The following is a 17,939-nucleotide window of genomic DNA, read 5'->3' on the forward strand; positions in this document are numbered from 1 at the left end:
CGCACGCTTCTTGTACTACTACTTTCTCTGTTATTCAGTCTGTCAAAGAACTCTCTCTTAACGCTTACCAGGGCTTCAACCCTGAAAGCGGATGCAAAGGTAAGGACTTTAAGGACACAAACCAAATAATTTTAAGAAAAAATTCGAAAAACAACGGTAATTTTATACTAAATTGACGCAGGTCAAGGAAAACAGCACAAAAACAAGACAAAAACACAAAAAAACAAACAAATGAAAAGGAAAATGAAATACGACAAAAAAAAGAAAGAAGGAAGGAGAGAAAAGAAGGACAAGGTCAAAAGAGGAAAGACAGGCCAAAGAAAAAAAACAGCAAAAAAAACAAGGAAGGAGAAAGAGAAGGAAAGAGAAAAACAAGAGAAGGAACAGAAGTCGGATACACAGGAATAGAGAAGGACAAAGCAAGTCCAAATACTAATTACACATATATAATATATAAAGAGACAATGGCAAAAATCTTCTTTATAAATGAAAAATAGGACTGCCATAAACCATACGATATACAATTTCTTGTAAACGGACAATATAAAAAAAGAGGGGCATACTGTAAAAAGCAAGCAAAAAAGTTTAGTGACTAACTTTTGAGATGCACCGCAATAGTTTGATACAAAACTTCGTTTTTTATCATGTCTACGCAAAAAAGAAAATCCGTGTATTGAACTATAAAACATGCCCTGTCCTGATGACACTATCCAAAATTCTGTGTGCACGGCCTTGAATTTTATGCGAAAAAAGGCGGCACTATAAAACATTTTTCATTTACACAAAATTTTTAGACCGTGCCACACAAAATCGTAAACAGTATCTTGTAAATATTTTATAGTGCCGTATTTTTATCCCGCCAACATAACAACAAATATTAATTGGTCGTTATATCCGCCATCATCTGTTAAGATACTCACCCATCGTTAAGTGGAAAAGATTGCCGTAACATTCCGCATTGTATATAGTGGCATGACTGCCCACGGTATTACGGGCAAGTATGTAGTACAAGTCCCGCAGTGTTATATCCGGCCTTTCGTCCACTGTTTCATGAAAGGCACGTGCGAAACCGTTTGAAAGCCATACTCCCATGTCAATGCCTTTCTTATCTGCCTTAGACGGCTCGTCTGCATTTGCTGCCGTTACAAACAATACTCCCGGTAGACCCAAGCAAGCCTCACCGATACTCCCGCTGTAACATGCATCAATTACGAATAACATACGCCGATACCGTCCGACATTGTGCATGGCGGCCAATATGCCGCGCACATCTTTGCCCTTTATGGTATTATCACCCCATGCCAAACGGTTCCAACCACCATGACCGCACCAAAACACTATAACATTATATTGGTGTCCGGTAAACATGTCATAGCACTTATTCCTTCTGGTTTTGTTCATGGACAAGCCCTCTTTGGGGCAAGCCAAGTTGGCTATCCGGTAAAACGCGCCTTACTTTTGAAACATCCACCAACATATAAGCGCATGAACTTCGTTAGAATGGCTATATAAAGGTCATATATGCCATTTTCTTGTGATTTCAGTACTCCTGTACAGCGGTTACATCAGCTATCCGGCAAACAGAATGGCGAAAAATACATTGAAAAGTTTTACCGGACACCAATAATAACATTATCCCGTTCATCGGCATCCAGCACCTCGGGATATACCTTATTACCGAGCATTATCTCTTTGAGGTCTGCAATGGTTATATCACTCAGACGATAGTCTACGACAACATCATGGTATAAATTTTCACCGTCCGGCCGCACCCGTATCTCTCCCCTGTACAGATTATTAGGGTGAAAGGCGAAATTATCCTCGGAAATGAACACTATATGCCTGCCATCATAACCGTGACGGCGCAGCAACTGATACATAGCCAGCGCATCGGCCTGATGGCGGTAGTTGCTCCATGTGTCGCTTGTAGATACGATCACCGCCCTGTTTTCCTCTTGCGGCCCGTAAACGATATCCGGCTGATTCTCATCGAATGTCTGCATATGTCGTATCTGCCAGTCCCAGGCCTGCAAAGTGCTTGTCGTTCTGCCGCCACCATCGGGCGAAAGATACTCCAATGTGTGATATTTCCCGTCCACCTAATCCAATGGCTATATGTGGTGTTGAGCACACTGGCATGTGATTTAATGTCAAATGTCCAGTCCCCCGTCACTCCGCGCAGGTCTGGATGCCGGCCATTGGCAATCATGGCGAATGCCGTGTGCATGTCTGACGGCATCCAACTGCCATTCCAAGCATCACGCCCGTCCACAGTCTGCAATATAGCGGCATTTAAAACTCCACCTCCATCGAGAGTCTTTCCTGATGCTTGCATCGTGGCGATAGAATAAGCCGTCAGCAACAAAGCGTCGTAGAAGTGCGCATCACCGCCAGCCGGATCAATGTCGAATCGCGCCTTGAAAGCGCTGATAAATCCTGAAACAGGATCCGGCCGTGGGCAACACTCCTTCGTATTCCATAGCCTTCAATCTGCCTTCGAGCGTATTTGAATACATCATGTCCGCACAAAGCAGAGACGGAAAAGTGAAAGCCGGCCCTCCTGCCGCTTTGAGCCTGCCCAACTCATCATCGAAAACAACAGAGAACTCTTCGCTTCCAGGCACGAATATCAGCGCCTTGTTCCACAGACGACGGTCATTCACCTGCATAGCGACAGCCTGACGCAGACCATCTTCATCCACGTATGTCACATTTCCATCGCAAGACCGAGTTCAGTGGCCAAAACGGAAAGTAAAATCATCCGCCGGGATTGTCGGCATCTACCCTCGCCATCATTCTATAGGTGCTGTCGGGCATTGCATAGCCTGTGTAGTCTGAAACCAGCGTGTGTACTTCAAGCGAACCGCCTGCACTATACTTCATATATCCGGAAGCAAACGCCGACGCGGCTTCTTCAACCACCATGTCGCCGAGACACGCTTTCACGATATGGGCCTCGGGGCATCCTTGCGCCATGCATCCCACCAGATAAGCGGTACCGTTACGACATATACTGAACGTACTTACACGATCTAGCAAGCCCCAGCCACCCTCAAAGAATAGCGCTCTCTGATTATCCGCCAGCCCGCCGCATCGTTCACGTGCGACAGTTTCATAGTCGCTCCCGGCCAAGATTAGCAAACGGGGACGCTTGCCCGCAGTGCTCCTCTTCCACTCTTCCGTTACCCTTACGGCCTCATCCGTATCGGCAGGATGGATTATCGACAGCTGTGTACCGGTGCGCTGCCCGAACCCGATCACTCCACGGAGGGCGGCATCATTATATCCATTGTCGCCCGGCCCGTTTATCGAACAGACCACCGTGACCTCGGCTTCAGCCCGCTCCTCAGGTATGAAAATGGCATCAACATCATCACAGGCCGTCAACAGGCATAAACCGAAGGCAATACCCCAATAATATATACGCATATACGAACAAGGTTATTTTGCTATACGGTTCCAATCCGTATCCCTCTTACCAGAATCCATATAGTCGAACTCCTTAGAGTACATAAGATAATTTTGCCTATTACGCAAATCGTAAGTGGTACCATCACATGTCTTCCATTCTATGGTTATAAATTTGTCCGCTCCGATTGACGCACTATAAATTTTTAATGTATAATGATAATCCAACGGTCCCCAATGGAATTTTTCCCGCTTCTCGATGTGGCATAATAGCGCGCATCGCCTGATCCAGGCCTGAAATAACCGCTTTGTCCCATCGCGGCGAAAGCCGCGCGAGCCTGATCTGTCTTATATCCAACCAACGCGTCAAGCGCCTTTGCCGCCGCTTCGCTCGACAGATTGTCGTATATCCAGCTACTATAAGTATCTCTAAGGGCACCATCCCTGCCTTTCCAATAATCAAGACCGCTCCATCCGCCATCGTAAGTCACCATTATTCCCATCTGCCCTCCATTGCGTTCTCTCACGCAAACATACTTGTATCCAGTGCTTTTTTTCCTGCCATACCAAACCTATCGTGAATGGCGAAGAACTATCGTTATCAGGCCAATAATTGAAAGGAATTATCATTATCTTCTCTACCTCGGGTATCTCCGGAATATCTATATATATCGTTCCCAACGCGTCGACACAGTCACCGGGCTCGTATCTGACTGAGCCATTCGCTGTGACATACTCCAACCTGCCGGGAAAATTGGCTTGAAGGCTATCGGAAAGCGTACCGGGCAACAACCACCAAAATCGTTTCTCGGCTTCTTCTGCCGTACTATCGGCCAACGTATACACCCCTAGACGCACCAAATCCAGTATCTCACCGTATTTAGGAGTGTACTTCTTGTTGCCCAGCGCATCCTCTTCTATATCACACAATTGACGCAATATGTAAGCGATATTCATCGAATCGGCTTGAAGCGCCTCCTGTTTCAGCCATTCTGCCCACTCCGCATCACTCAATCCCCAGTGATTAGCCCCGGTAAGTTCCTCTCCCAAACCGTCATAATCGCCATCGTTGTTGTCTCCGCAAGCAGTAATGGCAAACACAGCAGCAAACAACATTAAAATAAATAACCGATATTTCCTTTTCATTTGTCTCTTGTTCTTAATCATTTATCCGTATATTTATAATCAGCCGTGCGGAACAACCTGACGGGATAAAAAAAACCTGATTGCGGCATCAGAACCGCAATCAATAAATTCGATACTGCCCGCCAACCCATCATCGCTGCTGCAAGACGGAGCCAGCGCAACCACAGTCATGGCCAACGAAAAGACTATCGGATAAAAATAAAAAAGGGTCTCCGCTGAGACCCAACCTTTGTTAACCTTAAATCTAATACTATGAAAAACACGTTGCAAATATACGACTATTTTCCAAAAAAAGAACACAGATACACAGACATTAAGGTGTTAAACATACACTTTCTTGACTTAAATCAATTCTATAGTTAAAATTATCTTCATCTGAAAAGAATTACACCCCCAAAAATAACGTCAATACCGATAGGAAAAACACACTTAATAAAATATAAGGCATCCCCCACGCCATTTCATTAGAACAGAGGGTAACTGCTTTTCATGGGAAAAGCAAATTTTAACATCCGCCGATTTGGCACATTCAAAAATAATGACTATCTTTGCAACGAAGGATATACGAAAAGATAATTGGAGATGAGGATTCCGGCATCAAGCGTGTTGGAATTCTTTATTTTTTTGATACATCCTTAAAAGTATTCATTAACAACAATAAAAAGAAAAAATTATGGCTTACATGTCACAAGAAGGCTACGACAAGATGATAGCCGAGTTAAAGCGCTTGGAAAGCGTGGAGCGTCCGAAGGCATCGGCCGCCATTGCTGAGGCCCGCGACAAGGGCGACCTAAGTGAAAATTCCGAATATGACGCCGCCAAAGAGGCTCAGGCTCATCTCGAAGATAAAATAAACCAGATGAAACTGGCCATCCAGGAAGCGAAAATCATCGATACTTCGAGACTGAGCACAGACGCGGTGCAGATACTTTGCAAGGTGGAAATGACAAACCTGACCACCAAGTCTAAAATGGCATACACCATCGTGAGTGAAAACGAGGCCGATCTGCGCGCAGGAAAAATATCCATAAAGACACCGATAGCACAGGGACTGCTGGGCAAGAAGGTGGGAGACGAGGTAGAGATAACCATACCCAGAGGCACGATCAAACTGAGAATAGACAATATCTCCATTTAAAGAGTCCGGCAATTATACTCCAAGACAGGATTGCCGAAAAACAAAAAGACAGACATCTCTCACCATATAACAGTAACAGACGCATGGCAGGAATATTCGCAAAGATTGCAGCCGGAGAAATTCCGAGCTACAAATGTGCAGAGAATGAAAAATTCTACGCTTTTCTCGACATCAATCCGCTCGTGAAAGGACATACTCTCGTGATACCGCGAAGAGAAGAAGATTACATCTTCGATTTGGATGACAACGAACTGGCGGAAATGACCGTGTTCGCAAAAAAGGTGGCTCGCGCCATAAAGACAGTTTTTCCATGCAGAAAAGTGGGTATGGCCGTGCTCGGCCTTGAAGTGCCACACGCACACATTCACCTTGTGCCGATGAGGTCGGAAAAAGACATGGTTTTCTCTAATCCCAAGCTCAAACTCGATAAGGATGAGTTCGAGAGTATCGCGAAAAGCATTAGAGAAGAGTTTGAGAAACTATGATATGATACATCAGCGCCTGTCATTACCGATATATGGCGAAGCCGCAGGAAAGCGACCTCAGGTCATGCCTGTCAATACGGCAGGGCAAAAAACGGCAGCAATCCGAAATGACTTGGCAGAAACATAAAGGCACGGATTTTTATCTTTTTGACAGATAAAAATCCGTGCCTTTATGTTCTTAACACATATGAACGGCATCAAGCCGTTCACACATTCTATATAAAATCATCACCGTATTTCATCTGTACCTCATTCACGTATTTACGCACCAACGAAGACGAATCTCCCTTCTTACAGATAAACAACACGTTGTCTTTCTCCGCCACAATATAACCGTTGAGTCCGTTTATCACGGCGAGCTTGCCCTCCTGGAGCTTTATCACATTATCACTGCAATCCTCCAAAACAGCATCGGTATTTATCAGCACGTTGTCTCCATCACCCTTGTGCATCAGTTCGTATACAGAATGCCACGTGCCGAGATCGGCCCATCCGAAGTCGCACGTCATCACACACACGTTGTCCACACGCTCAAATATGCCGTAATCTATGGACAGATTGGGGAAAGAAGAGTAGTTCTCAGTGATGAAAGGCATCGCGTCGCCAAGCGACTTTCCGCTCATTCCCGACTCCCACACACTGAGAATATCGGGGAACATCGTGCTGAGAGTATGACCGAAGTACCTTACATTGGCAACAAACATTCCCGTATTCCAATAAAACTCCCCACTCTCGACGAACATACGGGCGAAATCGCGTTCCGGTTTTTCGGTGAAAGACTTCACCCTGTAAACCTCACTGCCGTCAAGCCGCTCACCGAGCTGTATGTAGCCGTATCCCGGCTCGGGACGCGTAGGCTTCACGCCCATGGAGAGCATAATATCATTTCCACCTACTATGTCAAGTCCCCGACACACATTGTCGGCAAAAGCCTTCTCGTTTTGCACAAACTGGTCTGACGGTGTTATTATCACCCGGGCCTCACTGTTTCTCCCATATATCCTCATGGCGGCCGCGGCCACGCTCGGTGCCGTATTGCGGGCCACCGGCTCAACCACGATATTGGCCTCGGGTACCTGCGGTAACTGCTCTCTCAGAATATCGGCATACTCGATATTCGTGCAGACAATAATATTCTCTACAGGCAGTATGCCGGCAAAACGATCATAAGTAGCCTGCAATTGCGTACGACCGAAACCGAAAAAGTCCATGAACTGCTTGGGATACTTGTCGCGGCTGCAAGGCCACAACCTGCGTCCCTTGCCTCCGGCCAGTATCACGCAATAATTATCCTTGTTAAATTCCATGTCTGTATTAGTTCTAAATTTGGTACGAAGTTAATCATTATAACCGACACGGACAAAGATTTTAAGGATTTATAATAATTGACCGAAGGCCGCGTTGAAAGACTTTTTTCATAAGGAGAGCATAAAAACGCCAAGCCGCCGGATAAACCATACAGGCATCAGGCCGAGTATGAAAAATCCGTATCTATTCAAGGATATCACAAACCAGCAAACGGCTGCTTAGTCTTTCTTTACGTACATCATTTCTTGTCTATATCAATAATCGTATACTGCTTGCTTCCGAGTCCGATTTTCTCCGCATGGTCTATCGTATGCGTACCATGACGGCTCTTTATTCTCTCTGTCAGCGGCTTGTTGTCGTTGCCGGCCGACGGCTTTATATTGAAAATAATGTCGACACAAGCCTGGTCGAGCGCCACAGGATCTGTCGACGCCAGTATTCCCACGTCTTTAAGTCTCACCGGTTCGGGCCTCGCCACACAGTCGCAATCGACAGTCATGTTGTTCATCACGTTTATATACAGCGTATTTCCACCGAAATAATCATCCACAGCCTGAGCGGCGGCGGCCATTGATTCAAGAAATCCATCATGGTCGCTGACATGGTCCCACAGTCCTTCCACCTTCTCCTGATATCCGGCAGTGTGGATATAAGCCTTTCCATTGGCCGAGGCAACGCCTATACTCGCATTCTTAAGGGCCCCGCCGAGTCCTCCCATGGGATGACCTTTGAAATGGGCGAGGTTTATCATGAAGTCATAACGTGTGAGATGACTGCCCACTATGTCGTACTTCAAATGCTTTCGGTCCCTCACAGGTATCTTCATCTCACCGTCCTCGTCCAGAAGATCGACGGCAAACAACGAATCGAAACCATGTGCCTTTATCGTCTCCCAATGGGCGGCGTTAGTATTCCGCTTCCCGCCATAAGCGGTGTTGCACTCCACAATAGTGCCATGGACCCTGTCGACAAGATTTCTTATCAACGTGGGCTTGAGATAATTGGGATTTCCCGCCTCTCCCGTACTTATCTTCACGGCCACACGCCCCTCGGCTTTCCGTCCCACGGCCTCATATATCCGCACGAGAGCCTCCGGACTTATATCACTCGTGAAATACACCTTTGACTGAGCGAAAGACGCCAACGCCGGCAATATCATTGCCAATGACAACAGTATTCTCTTCATAATCATAAATAATTGTAATATCGTTTTCAAATCATTATACAAACACATTCAGACACATAGACTTCGGTTTAAAACCGATTATATCGAACGAGGAACGCGATAAGCGCCGCACGACACAATCACCACCACCGGCACATCTACACACGCACGACACACCCGCCGAAAAGACAGCGCACATAGAGCATAATGAAACTTGTCTCATATTACCGGGATGCATCTATTTTTTGCAAAGATAAAGAAAAACGGGCAATTGGCAAATAAACCGATAACAGATTAAACAACCATTTTTACATTACCGGCCAAGTTTTCCTCACAAAAAATTTGCCGTTTCGGATTTTATATGTATCTTTGCACCCGCAAACAAAGCCCAGATGGCGGAATCGGTAGACGCGCTGGTCTCAAACACCAGTGGAGCAATCCGTCCCGGTTCGACCCCGGGTCTGGGTACGAAGATAAAAGCTAAGTATTGAGAAATCAATCACTTAGCTTTTTCATTTTTTCAGAGATGTTCCCAATCATCCTAATGGATGGAACTTTGTTGACTAAAAAATGTTCTGTTCCTTTAGCGAGAATATAAAATCATATATTGTAGTTTGTTAAAAAATGGAAATCTTGTTGTTTGTTGGGATATTGTTCGTATATTTGCGAACAATATTCACGATATGGAAGAAAAGAAAGATTATACAGTTACGCAGGAACAGTTGGCAAGATTCGCCAAAGCATTGGGACATCCTGCCCGAATCGCCATTATGCACTTTTTGGCAAAGCAGAAAACGTGTTATTTTGGGGATATTCACGAAGAACTTCCCATTGCCAAAGCTACCGTGTCACAGCACCTGAAAGAGTTGAAAGATGCGGGGCTTATACAGGGAGAGGTTGAAACTCCTAAAGTGAAATACTGTATCAACCGAGAGAATTGGCAATTGGCTCGTGAACTCTTTAAGGAGTTTTTCGGGCAATGTATATGCAAATCGGGGGAGTGTTGCTGATAATCCCCTTTTTTTAACATTAATGTTCGTTGTTTTACGAATTACGTTTAATATAATAAATTTATAAATTATGGAAATTAAAGTATTAGGAACAGGTTGTGCTGGCTGTAAGGCTCTGTATGCGACAGTTGAACAAGTAGTAAAAGAATTAACATTGGATGCGGTAGTGACCAAAGAAGAAGATTTGATGAAGATCATGGAATACAATGTAATGACGCTTCCTGCTCTCGTTGTTGACGGTAAGGTTGTGGCAAAGGGCAAACTTTCTGCCAAAGAAATAAAAGATGTATTAACCAAGTAAATCAGATTATGATGAAACGCTTTTTATTCCTTACCATTGCTTGTTTGTTTTCTATTTTGGGAATGGCTCAGATTACCGCAGACACCTATGTGGAAGTTCTTTATTTTCATGGGAAACAACGTTGTGTAACTTGCAAAGCCATTGAGAAATACACGAAAGAAGTGGTCAATGCAGATTTGGCAGAATTGGTCAAAAATGGTAAACTACGTTTCAAAGAAACAGACACTTCAACTCCCGAAGGCGAAAAGCTGGCGGAGAAATATCGTGTAAGTTGGTCATCTCTTTATGTTAATAAATGGAAGAACGGTAAAGAAGAACGTAACGACATGACACGCTTTGGTTTTCAGAATGCCCGAAACAACACATCGGCTTTCAAGAAAGGATTAAAACAAAAAATCAACCAGTTGCTAAAATAATACAGTTTTATGGAATACCTACAAACATGGCTGGATAATAGCGAGATACCTATTATTACCGCTTTTCTGCTCGGTCTGTTGACTGCTGTAAGTCCTTGCCCATTGGCTACCAACATTACCGCCATAGGATTTATCAGTAAAGATATAAATAACCGTAACCGGATATTTACAAATGGCATTCTATACACTTTAGGACGTGTATTGGCTTATTCTGCATCAGGCGCAATACTTGTCGCAATACTCCGAAAGGGCGCTGATATGTTTGCCATACAAAAAGGTATCAGCGAATGGGGAGAACAGCTGCTTGCTCCGGCTTTGATTTTGACAGGTCTGTTTATGCTGTTCGGTGATAAATTGCAGTTACCCAAGGTCGGATTTTCCACTACTGAAAAGACAGAAAAACTAAAAGGCTCATGGGGTAGTTTGTTGCTGGGGATATTGTTTGCCATGGCGTTTTGTCCGACCAGTGGTCTATTTTATTTTGGCATGCTTATTCCCATGTCGGCTATGGAAAGTAATGGATATTTGCTACCTGTCATTTTTGCATTGGCAACAGGGCTTCCTGTTATGCTTGTCGCTTGGATTTTGGCATACAGCGTGGCAGGTATAGGAAAGTTTTATAACCGTGTACAGACTGTCCAGAAGTGGTTTAATCGTATGGTAGCCATACTGTTTGTCTTGGTTGGCATTTATTATGGATTGATAAATTGGGGTATAATATGAAAATTTTGATTTTATGCACAGGAAATAGCTGTCGCAGCCAAATGGCGCATGGTTTCCTGCAATCGTTTGACAAGAATATACAAGTGTATTCCGCCGGTACGCATCCGGCAAAGAAAGTTAATACTTTGGCTGTTGAGACAATGGCAGAAGTTGGCATCGACATAAGCAAGCATATTCCTGCCCATGTAACCACTTATTTAAGTGAAACATGGGATTATGTGATAACAGTATGCGGTAGTGCCAACGAAACGTGTCCGGCTTTTGCGGGCAGTGTAGGGAAACGGTTGCATATCGGTTTTGATGACCCCTCGGAAGCAATAGGAACAACAGACTTTATTAAAAGTGAATTTGAAAGAGTGCGTAATGAAATCAAGAATGAATTTACAAAATTCTACATTACGGAGATAAAAAAACAAGAGCTGCCCAAATGTGCTTGTAACCGATGATTTTTTAGGTTATATGTTCGTGTTATTCAAAACAATAATAAGATTATGATACAAAGATTTGCAGATTGGCTGGTGTATGACATCTTCGGTTTGGATGCTTCAACAGCTTTAGGAGAAGCTATAAACTTCTTCTTTTACGATACGATAAAGATCTTGATATTATTATTTTTCATCAGCGTGATAATGGGCATTATAAATGCCTATTTCCCGATAGAACGTCTGCGCAATTATTTGACCTCTCGTAAACTATATGGATTGCAATATTTCTTTGCAGCCTTATTTGGTGCTATTACCCCGTTCTGTTCCTGTTCTTCCATACCGCTGTTTATCGGATTTGTGAAAGGGGGCATTCCGTTGGGAGTGACATTCGCCTATCTGATAACCTCGCCTTTGGTAAACGAGGTTGCTGTTGCCATGTTTATCGGCACTTTCGGGTTACGCATTACCTCTATCTATGTAATTAGCGGTATTCTGTTAGGTATGGCAGGCGGATTTATCCTGGGCAAGATGAAATTAGAACCTTATTTGAGTGATTGGGTAAAACAAATTCAGCAAAATCCAACTTCCGGCTCAGGAATATGGGAAAAAGAGCGCACTCCGTTTTTTAGACGACTACCAGTTATCATACAAGAAGCATGTGGGATTGTCAAAGGAGTACTTTTGTATATTATTCTTGGCATTGGTATCGGTGCTTTTATGCACGGTTATGTGCCTGAAGGATTTTTTGAGCAGTATATGTCCAAGGAAAACTTGTTTGCGGTTCCTCTTTCGGTAATCCTGGCAGTTCCGATGTATGCCAATGCAGCAGGAATAGTGCCTGTGATTGAAGTTTTTGTAGCTAAAGGCATCCCTATGGGAACGGCTATCGCTTTTATGATGGCTGTAGTCGGGCTTTCACTTCCCGAAGCCACGTTGTTAAAGAAAGTAATGACATGGCGTTTGATTGGTGTCTTCTTTGGACTGATAACTTTGTTTATTATCGTTTTGGGATATTTGTATAACGCGGTATTGTGAGATAAAAGGCAAAGTGGAAGTATGACTTCCTTATGTACAAACTCTTCTTAGTATACATATATTTCGCCACCCAATTTGATGACTAAATTTTAATTTACATTAGTTCATATTATCTACTTCCGATTGCTATCAATAGCGGTCAGATTATAGTATTGCCCACTTGACTAATCAGGAGTATCTCCTTGAAGCGGGTTTGACGAGCAGGTCGATGTGTTCGTACTCGAGGATATGTTCCATCGCCTTGTAATGGGCATATTTTCCATGCCGGCGATTTTCAGGGCTTCAATCTTTATGGTGTTTTCAACGAGACGGGGATAATCCTCTTCCTTGGCTCAATGTATTTCCGCAATTGTGATTTCTGTTTGGCAATACCTTGATTACTATTCGTTACCGAAACCGGCCGGGAGGGGGCACTCCATAATTTGTTGTCCCTGTATTCGACGCGAATGTTCTTGATTTTCCCGTCCATCGCTTTGAGGAATGTTTCCGCTTTCAATAACACCGGCAAACGTTGGGATGAAGCCATGCGGCGATTGCAATACCACGTGACAGCTGTGATGCTGTAGGAGTAAATTACTTGTGGGGTGTCGGAATGTTCATAAATAATCCCCCAAATAACAAATAATTGCTTACAGGATTTGGAAACCATCTACGGCCACACGGTACGCACTCAGAATTAATATTACAAAAAGCCGTTCATATTTTGCTTGTTTCAAAATTAAAATGCGGTGGGCGAAAATACGCGAGTCTTAAGCTCTTTTACATAACCATCTGTATTTCAGGTAAATACCTTGACTATAAACATTTTTCCTGCCAATCCGGGAACATCAACCTGCACAGTCTTCCACAATAAGTATCCAATTGCATTGCGTTTAGCGTCCCGTTGTCTTCCAACGGGACGCTAAACGCAATGCAACTACCAACCAATCACACTCCAACGAGTATCCCGTTGCGGAAAAAACAATAAAATATTGTTGCCGACGCATATTCCGTCAGCCAATGTATCGCAATCCATATCGTATCCGTCAACGTAGAATGAGAAAAAACAAAGTCGTTTTTTTATGATCTAAAATTTACAAATCATGATGTAAGCAGGTATGATTGTGTATGATTACAGGGTAAAACGACTAAAAAAGGCGGCTCGACATTTACACTGACTGAAACTTTTATTATCTTTGCCGACCGGAAAATGTCATTGAAAGATTTTTATGGACAAACAGGCTATATACGACTATCTGAAAACGCGGAACATAAGCTATGAGGCAACAGAGCATAAACCGGTGTACAACATGGATGAACTTGCCGATACGGGATTACAGCAAGCCGATATCATCGCCAAAAATATATTTGTACGCGACGACAAGAAGGAGCGATATTACCTCATAACCGTTAAAGGAAAAAAACGGATAAACCTGAAAGAAATCAGGCGCAGCAACGGAACACGCCGCCTGGCATTGGCCGACAAATACGAGATAAGAAGACTGTTGGACCTCGTTGCCGGTTCTGTGTCACCCCTCGGACTTCTAAACGACCGTGAACGCAGAGTGTGCCTGCTCATTGACAATGATTTCACGGACGCTCCTGCTCTAATCGGCGTTCACCCGAACGACAATACGGCCACAATCACGCTTCGGACGGAAGACCTGATACGCATAATAAAAGAACATGGAAACGAGGTAAGGACAACGGAAATAAAAGACACTCGAGGAGATAATCAAGACGAGCCTGCGGCTGATTTAAGAACATGAAAAACGTATCATTATATTGAATATATAATCCAGATTGAATGATAATAAGATAAAAATGAGTTTAATTATACCGGACAACGGAAATGAAAAATAATGAATTCCATAGGGCAACGAAACATCATACTGCCTACTCGGTTTTGCTGGCCATAGGCTTCGCCCATCTGCTAAACGACATGATGCAGTCGGTGATTCCGGCTGTATATCCCTTACTGAAAGAGAAATTCGGCTTCACGTTCGCCCAGATTGGAGTGATAACCTTGGTTTTCCAGCTTGCGTCATCACTGTTGCAACCCGTCGCCGGCCGCCTTGCCGACAAACGGCCGCGACCTTACTCGCTTGCCATCGGAATGTGTTTCACGCTCGCCGGTCTTTTGACTATTGCGGCCGCCTCGTCATTAGGGTGGATTCTGACGGCAGTGGGACTGATCGGCTGCGGCTCATCGGTATTCCATCCCGAATCATCACGTGTGGCACAGATTGCCTCGGGAGGGCGCAAAGGACTGGCCCAATCCATCTTTCAGGTGGGCGGGAACGCAGGGAGCGCCATGGGGCCGTTGCTCGCCGCACTGGTAGTAATACCATTCGGGCAGGGTGCGATAGGCTGGTTCGCGCTGGCCGCGCTGCTGGCTATCTTCATACTTGTCCGCATCGGTAACTGGTACAGGCAGCAGTTGTATTTCGCATCCCGAAACCATGCGGCCGCCACCAAGGAGACACCCCGTCTATCGAAACGGACAGTACGCACGGCACTCCTCATTCTCGGCATACTGGTTTTCTCAAAATATTTCTATATAGCGTCGATGACAAACTACTTCACATTCTTTCTGATGGATAAGTTTGCCATGACTGTGCAAGGAGCCCAGTACGCTCTCTTTGCGTTTCTCGCCGCCTCGGCTGCCGGAACATTTCTGGGCGGCCCGTTGGGCGACCGCATCGGGCGCAAATATGTTATCTGGGTATCTATTCTCGGTGCCGCGCCGTTCACGCTGTTACTCCCCTATGTCGGACAGACGGCGACAATACTGCTCTCTGTCATAATCGGCCTTATCATATCATCGGCATTCTCGGCCATACTCGTATATGCCACAGACATGATGCCAGACAAGGTGGGAATGATCGCCGGGGTGTTCTTCGGCCTGATGTTCGGGCTGGGTGGCCTCGGGTCGGCGTTCTTCGGTTGGCTGGCCGATAAGACAAGCGTGCGGTTTATATTTCAAATCAGCACATTGCTTCCGCTTTTAGGTGCGATTACAGGCTTTCTGCCAAACATAGACCCTAAACGAAAAGAATTGTAAACAGGTATTAAACATAGACGTAACGCCCACTTCCTGCCACCGCACGTGATTGCGGTTTTCAATCATAACCGTTGTTGTTATCCGGCTGGCATCATGCTGCGAAGCAACGTATCGGCACACAACAGCACATGACAAGTCCGGCGGCAGGCCGGACTGGAAACACATACGGCAAGAACGGGAAGTTTTTACCAAAAGACATATTGTAATTGATTGCCTGTAAACAGGCATGAATGGGGAATATTGCCTAATGGAAATGAAAAGACAACAAACGGGACAAACGGATAATGAATAATTTTCACGAACATTCCAAACATGCCTAAAAGCCGCAAGATGCGGCCAATAGCATAAACAAACAGACCATAAACGATGGAATAAAAGTATTTTTCCTATCTGTATAATAATACCGATGACACCGCATACAGACGATACCGCCACCTCATCACAATACTCAAAACCGATAAAAACAGTGCCCTCAATACCATAAAATGAAATATTGGTGTCCGGTAAAATTTTTCAATATATTTTCCGCCATTCTGTTTGCCGGATAGCTGATGTAACCGCTGTATAGGAACACTGAAATCACAAGAAAATGGCATATATGACCTTTATATAGCCATTCTGACGAAGTTCATGCGCTTATATGTTGGTGGATGTTGCAAAAGTAAGGCGCGTTTTACCGGACACCAATAAAAATGAAAATGTTTGCTGCAAGCAAATATAATCAATACTCTAAAATATAAAAAGAGGAGACCCAGTCGGATCTCCTCTCAATTGATTATAAGGGTATAATTATTTGTCAGCGATGCCCAAAGCCTGCTTTGCAATGGTATTGTCCGGATCAAGTTCGAGTATCTTTTTCCAATATACATCAGCTCCTTCCTTGTCGTCTTGCAGCAATGTATAGTAGCCCAGATACCTGTAACACTCAACGAGACGGGCTTTGTCAGCAGCGTCTTTCTCTGCTTTCGGCTCAATCATGCCTGCCAATTTCTCATAATACGGCTTTGCCTTACCGTCTTTTGTCTCCGGATCCATGTAAGAGTTTACACGCGCCTTCATGAACGTTGTATACTCAACGGCAGCCGGGAACTTCTGCTCCATATCGTCATATACGCCCTCGGCTTTCTTGAAAGTTTCCATCTTTGCTTCATCCTGCAAAGTGTTCGCATACTGTGTATAAAGCTGAGCAAGACCGGCAATATCGGTAGCGGAAGGCGCATCCACGAATTTCAGGAACTCCTCGTATGTCTTAATCGCATTGGCATAATCGTCATTCTGCTTATAACCGTCAGCCAATTGCTTGATGACACCGGCACGCTTTGACTTATCGGTAATCTCTTGTCCAAGAGCTTTCTTGTACATCTCGATGGCCTCCACATACTTCTTGGCTCCACTTAAAGCATTTCCGTAGTATGTGTAGTCAAAATATGAGAACTTTGCACTATCTGACTTATTGAACAAAGCATCAGCATACATCAACGCATTGTCATAGTCTTTGAGGTCGGTGCTGTTGAAGAATGCCAAACGGTTAAAGCCGGCATCACGAGGCTGCTTTGTCAGAGCGAACTTAGCGACCTCCAGGCTCTTGTCGTATTTCTGCGTGAACCAAAGAGACATGGCGTAATCGGTAAGGTCAACTTCTTCCATGTTGTTCATGTCAACCTTTGAATAGCAACGGATGGCATCATCAAACTTATTGGAAGAATAATATATACGGCCTGCCAGGGCGTCAACGGCAATATCAGGACGATGTGTACGCAACTCCTCCAACTTGGCAACAGCCTCGGCGGGGCTCACCTTGCGGTATACACTCGCATACTTATAATAAGCCTCCGGATTTTTCGGATCGAAATATATTGCCTGCTGATACTGTACGGCAGCATTGCCGCCATCGCTGTTGAGAGCCTCCAAGTCACCGAGAAGAATATACACAGGACTGTATTTAGAATCTGCCTTACGGGCATATTCCGCATACAGACGTGCATTCACAGTGTCTTTAACCTCATAGTAAGCACGACCGATACCGAGAAGGACAGGAGCGTTCTTCTTGTTTTTCTTATACACGGCTTTTACCTGATCGGCCAAATCAGCCGGATTGCTCTTTATTACTTTCGTGATTTCATCAACCTGTGCCTTCGCATCCTGAGCCATAGCGGGCATACCTAATCCCATCAACATGGCTCCAACTAATAGATACTTAAATGTTTTCATATCAAATTGTTTTTATTTTTACTTTATTTTCATCTCATCAAGCTCTTCATAACATGACAAAGTATTATCCTATCATCAATTCTGCACCAGCAACCTTACAACAAATCAATAAACTGTTCCGGCCA

Annotated in this window: 20 protein-coding genes and 1 tRNA gene; 12 read left to right on the forward strand and 9 right to left on the reverse strand. The window is 44.4% G+C overall.

What is annotated here, in order from left to right; translation table 11 throughout:
* Positions 1–231 precede the first annotated feature (231 nt).
* On the forward strand, positions 232–408 hold the full coding sequence (locus tag HPS53_RS09255; protein ID WP_216651914.1) for a hypothetical protein: 177 nt from the start codon (positions 232–234) through the stop codon (positions 406–408).
* A gap of 492 nt (positions 409–900) precedes the next feature.
* Here the strand turns inward: HPS53_RS09255 and HPS53_RS09260 are convergent, their stop codons facing one another.
* The 6 genes from HPS53_RS09260 to HPS53_RS09285 all read right to left on the reverse strand — a co-directional run bounded on the left by HPS53_RS09260 (position 901) and on the right by HPS53_RS09285 (position 4,554).
* The gene (locus HPS53_RS09260; RefSeq protein WP_104368276.1) at positions 901–1,401 is read right to left on the reverse strand and encodes a C13 family peptidase; all 501 of its coding nucleotides are present in this window, start codon (positions 1,399–1,401) and stop codon (positions 901–903) included.
* A gap of 209 nt (positions 1,402–1,610) precedes the next feature.
* Positions 1,611–2,099: a C13 family peptidase gene (locus HPS53_RS09265; protein ID WP_172205823.1), complete on the reverse strand. Its 489-nt coding sequence runs from the start codon at positions 2,097–2,099 to the stop codon at positions 1,611–1,613.
* A 300-nt stretch (positions 2,100–2,399) separates the two neighbouring features.
* On the reverse strand, positions 2,400–2,711 hold the full coding sequence (locus tag HPS53_RS09270) for a hypothetical protein (RefSeq protein WP_104368278.1): 312 nt from the start codon (positions 2,709–2,711) through the stop codon (positions 2,400–2,402).
* 46 nt (positions 2,712–2,757) lie between these two features.
* Positions 2,758–3,429, reverse strand: coding sequence for a hypothetical protein (locus tag HPS53_RS09275; protein ID WP_172205824.1), 672 nt, complete (start codon positions 3,427–3,429; stop codon positions 2,758–2,760).
* Positions 3,430–3,614: 185 nt separating this feature from the next.
* On the reverse strand, positions 3,615–3,911 hold the full coding sequence (locus HPS53_RS09280; protein WP_172205826.1) for a hypothetical protein: 297 nt from the start codon (positions 3,909–3,911) through the stop codon (positions 3,615–3,617).
* On the reverse strand, positions 3,868–4,554 hold the full coding sequence (locus HPS53_RS09285; RefSeq protein ID WP_172205828.1) for a hypothetical protein: 687 nt from the start codon (positions 4,552–4,554) through the stop codon (positions 3,868–3,870). Before HPS53_RS09285 ends, HPS53_RS09280 begins: the two co-directional genes overlap by 44 nt.
* Before the next feature lie 673 nt (positions 4,555–5,227).
* On the opposite strand from HPS53_RS09285, the gene greA reads away from it, so the two are divergent.
* Complete coding sequence (greA, locus tag HPS53_RS09290; RefSeq protein ID WP_104368283.1) at positions 5,228–5,692, forward strand: transcription elongation factor GreA; 465 nt, start codon at positions 5,228–5,230, stop codon at positions 5,690–5,692.
* 83 nt (positions 5,693–5,775) lie between these two features.
* On the forward strand, positions 5,776–6,177 hold the full coding sequence (locus tag HPS53_RS09295) for an HIT family protein (RefSeq protein WP_172205830.1): 402 nt from the start codon (positions 5,776–5,778) through the stop codon (positions 6,175–6,177).
* Positions 6,178–6,392: 215 nt separating this feature from the next.
* Here the strand turns inward: HPS53_RS09295 and HPS53_RS09300 are convergent, their stop codons facing one another.
* Both HPS53_RS09300 and HPS53_RS09305 read right to left on the reverse strand, forming a co-directional pair.
* Positions 6,393–7,484, reverse strand: coding sequence for a mannose-1-phosphate guanylyltransferase (locus tag HPS53_RS09300; protein WP_172205832.1), 1,092 nt, complete (start codon positions 7,482–7,484; stop codon positions 6,393–6,395).
* Between the two features lie 239 nt (positions 7,485–7,723).
* Entirely contained in the window at positions 7,724–8,671 is a 948-nt protein-coding gene (locus tag HPS53_RS09305; RefSeq protein WP_172205834.1) for a DUF362 domain-containing protein, read from the reverse strand.
* 365 nt (positions 8,672–9,036) lie between these two features.
* On the opposite strand from HPS53_RS09305, the gene HPS53_RS09310 reads away from it, so the two are divergent.
* From HPS53_RS09310 to HPS53_RS09350, 9 genes are all read left to right on the forward strand, one after another.
* A tRNA-Leu gene (locus HPS53_RS09310) sits at positions 9,037–9,118 on the forward strand.
* A gap of 215 nt (positions 9,119–9,333) precedes the next feature.
* Positions 9,334–9,660: a helix-turn-helix transcriptional regulator gene (locus HPS53_RS09315; protein WP_025066930.1), complete on the forward strand. Its 327-nt coding sequence runs from the start codon at positions 9,334–9,336 to the stop codon at positions 9,658–9,660.
* A 70-nt stretch (positions 9,661–9,730) separates the two neighbouring features.
* Positions 9,731–9,961, forward strand: coding sequence for a thioredoxin family protein (locus HPS53_RS09320; protein WP_172205836.1), 231 nt, complete (start codon positions 9,731–9,733; stop codon positions 9,959–9,961).
* Between the two features lie 11 nt (positions 9,962–9,972).
* On the forward strand, positions 9,973–10,377 hold the full coding sequence (locus HPS53_RS09325) for a nitrophenyl compound nitroreductase subunit ArsF family protein (RefSeq protein ID WP_172205950.1): 405 nt from the start codon (positions 9,973–9,975) through the stop codon (positions 10,375–10,377).
* Positions 10,378–10,386: 9 nt separating this feature from the next.
* A complete protein-coding gene (locus HPS53_RS09330; RefSeq protein ID WP_172205838.1) occupies positions 10,387–11,100 on the forward strand; it encodes an aromatic aminobenezylarsenical efflux permease ArsG family transporter in 714 nt (237 codons plus the stop codon).
* Complete coding sequence (locus HPS53_RS09335; protein WP_172205840.1) at positions 11,097–11,546, forward strand: arsenate reductase ArsC; 450 nt, start codon at positions 11,097–11,099, stop codon at positions 11,544–11,546. Before HPS53_RS09330 ends, HPS53_RS09335 begins: the two co-directional genes overlap by 4 nt.
* 45 nt (positions 11,547–11,591) lie before the next feature.
* Positions 11,592–12,560, forward strand: a complete 969-nt coding sequence (locus tag HPS53_RS09340; RefSeq protein WP_172205842.1) for a permease — start codon at positions 11,592–11,594, stop codon at positions 12,558–12,560.
* Between the two features lie 1,208 nt (positions 12,561–13,768).
* Complete coding sequence (locus HPS53_RS09345; protein WP_172205844.1) at positions 13,769–14,308, forward strand: prolyl-tRNA synthetase associated domain-containing protein; 540 nt, start codon at positions 13,769–13,771, stop codon at positions 14,306–14,308.
* 83 nt (positions 14,309–14,391) lie between these two features.
* Positions 14,392–15,603, forward strand: coding sequence for an MFS transporter (locus HPS53_RS09350; protein WP_104368664.1), 1,212 nt, complete (start codon positions 14,392–14,394; stop codon positions 15,601–15,603).
* 789 nt (positions 15,604–16,392) lie between these two features.
* Here the strand turns inward: HPS53_RS09350 and HPS53_RS09355 are convergent.
* Entirely contained in the window at positions 16,393–17,814 is a 1,422-nt protein-coding gene (locus tag HPS53_RS09355; RefSeq protein WP_104368663.1) for a lipopolysaccharide assembly protein LapB, read from the reverse strand.
* Positions 17,815–17,939: the final 125 nt, after the last annotated feature.

Origin of the sequence: Prevotella sp. PTAC (genome assembly GCF_013166535.1) — a bacterium.
Taxonomy (GTDB): domain Bacteria; phylum Bacteroidota; class Bacteroidia; order Bacteroidales; family Bacteroidaceae; genus Prevotella.

Excerpts from the sequence above, each read along its gene's own strand:
- HPS53_RS09255 (WP_216651914.1), top strand. The coding sequence starts at position 232 with ATGAAAAGGAAAATGAAATACGACAAAAAAAAGAAAGAAGGAAGGAGA.
- HPS53_RS09260 (WP_104368276.1), bottom strand. The coding sequence starts at position 1,401 with ATGAACAAAACCAGAAGGAATAAGTGCTATGACATGTTTACCGGACAC.
- HPS53_RS09275 (WP_172205824.1), bottom strand. The coding sequence starts at position 3,429 with ATGCGTATATATTATTGGGGTATTGCCTTCGGTTTATGCCTGTTGACG.
- HPS53_RS09280 (WP_172205826.1), bottom strand. The coding sequence starts at position 3,911 with ATGGGAATAATGGTGACTTACGATGGCGGATGGAGCGGTCTTGATTAT.
- HPS53_RS09285 (WP_172205828.1), bottom strand. The coding sequence starts at position 4,554 with ATGAAAAGGAAATATCGGTTATTTATTTTAATGTTGTTTGCTGCTGTG.
- greA (WP_104368283.1), top strand. The coding sequence starts at position 5,228 with ATGGCTTACATGTCACAAGAAGGCTACGACAAGATGATAGCCGAGTTA.
- HPS53_RS09295 (WP_172205830.1), top strand. The coding sequence starts at position 5,776 with ATGGCAGGAATATTCGCAAAGATTGCAGCCGGAGAAATTCCGAGCTAC.
- HPS53_RS09300 (WP_172205832.1), bottom strand. The coding sequence starts at position 7,484 with ATGGAATTTAACAAGGATAATTATTGCGTGATACTGGCCGGAGGCAAG.
- HPS53_RS09305 (WP_172205834.1), bottom strand. The coding sequence starts at position 8,671 with ATGAAGAGAATACTGTTGTCATTGGCAATGATATTGCCGGCGTTGGCG.
- HPS53_RS09315 (WP_025066930.1), top strand. The coding sequence starts at position 9,334 with ATGGAAGAAAAGAAAGATTATACAGTTACGCAGGAACAGTTGGCAAGA.
- HPS53_RS09320 (WP_172205836.1), top strand. The coding sequence starts at position 9,731 with ATGGAAATTAAAGTATTAGGAACAGGTTGTGCTGGCTGTAAGGCTCTG.
- HPS53_RS09325 (WP_172205950.1), top strand. The coding sequence starts at position 9,973 with ATGAAACGCTTTTTATTCCTTACCATTGCTTGTTTGTTTTCTATTTTG.
- HPS53_RS09330 (WP_172205838.1), top strand. The coding sequence starts at position 10,387 with ATGGAATACCTACAAACATGGCTGGATAATAGCGAGATACCTATTATT.
- HPS53_RS09335 (WP_172205840.1), top strand. The coding sequence starts at position 11,097 with ATGAAAATTTTGATTTTATGCACAGGAAATAGCTGTCGCAGCCAAATG.
- HPS53_RS09340 (WP_172205842.1), top strand. The coding sequence starts at position 11,592 with ATGATACAAAGATTTGCAGATTGGCTGGTGTATGACATCTTCGGTTTG.
- HPS53_RS09345 (WP_172205844.1), top strand. The coding sequence starts at position 13,769 with ATGGACAAACAGGCTATATACGACTATCTGAAAACGCGGAACATAAGC.
- HPS53_RS09350 (WP_104368664.1), top strand. The coding sequence starts at position 14,392 with ATGAAAAATAATGAATTCCATAGGGCAACGAAACATCATACTGCCTAC.
- HPS53_RS09355 (WP_104368663.1), bottom strand. The coding sequence starts at position 17,814 with ATGAAAACATTTAAGTATCTATTAGTTGGAGCCATGTTGATGGGATTA.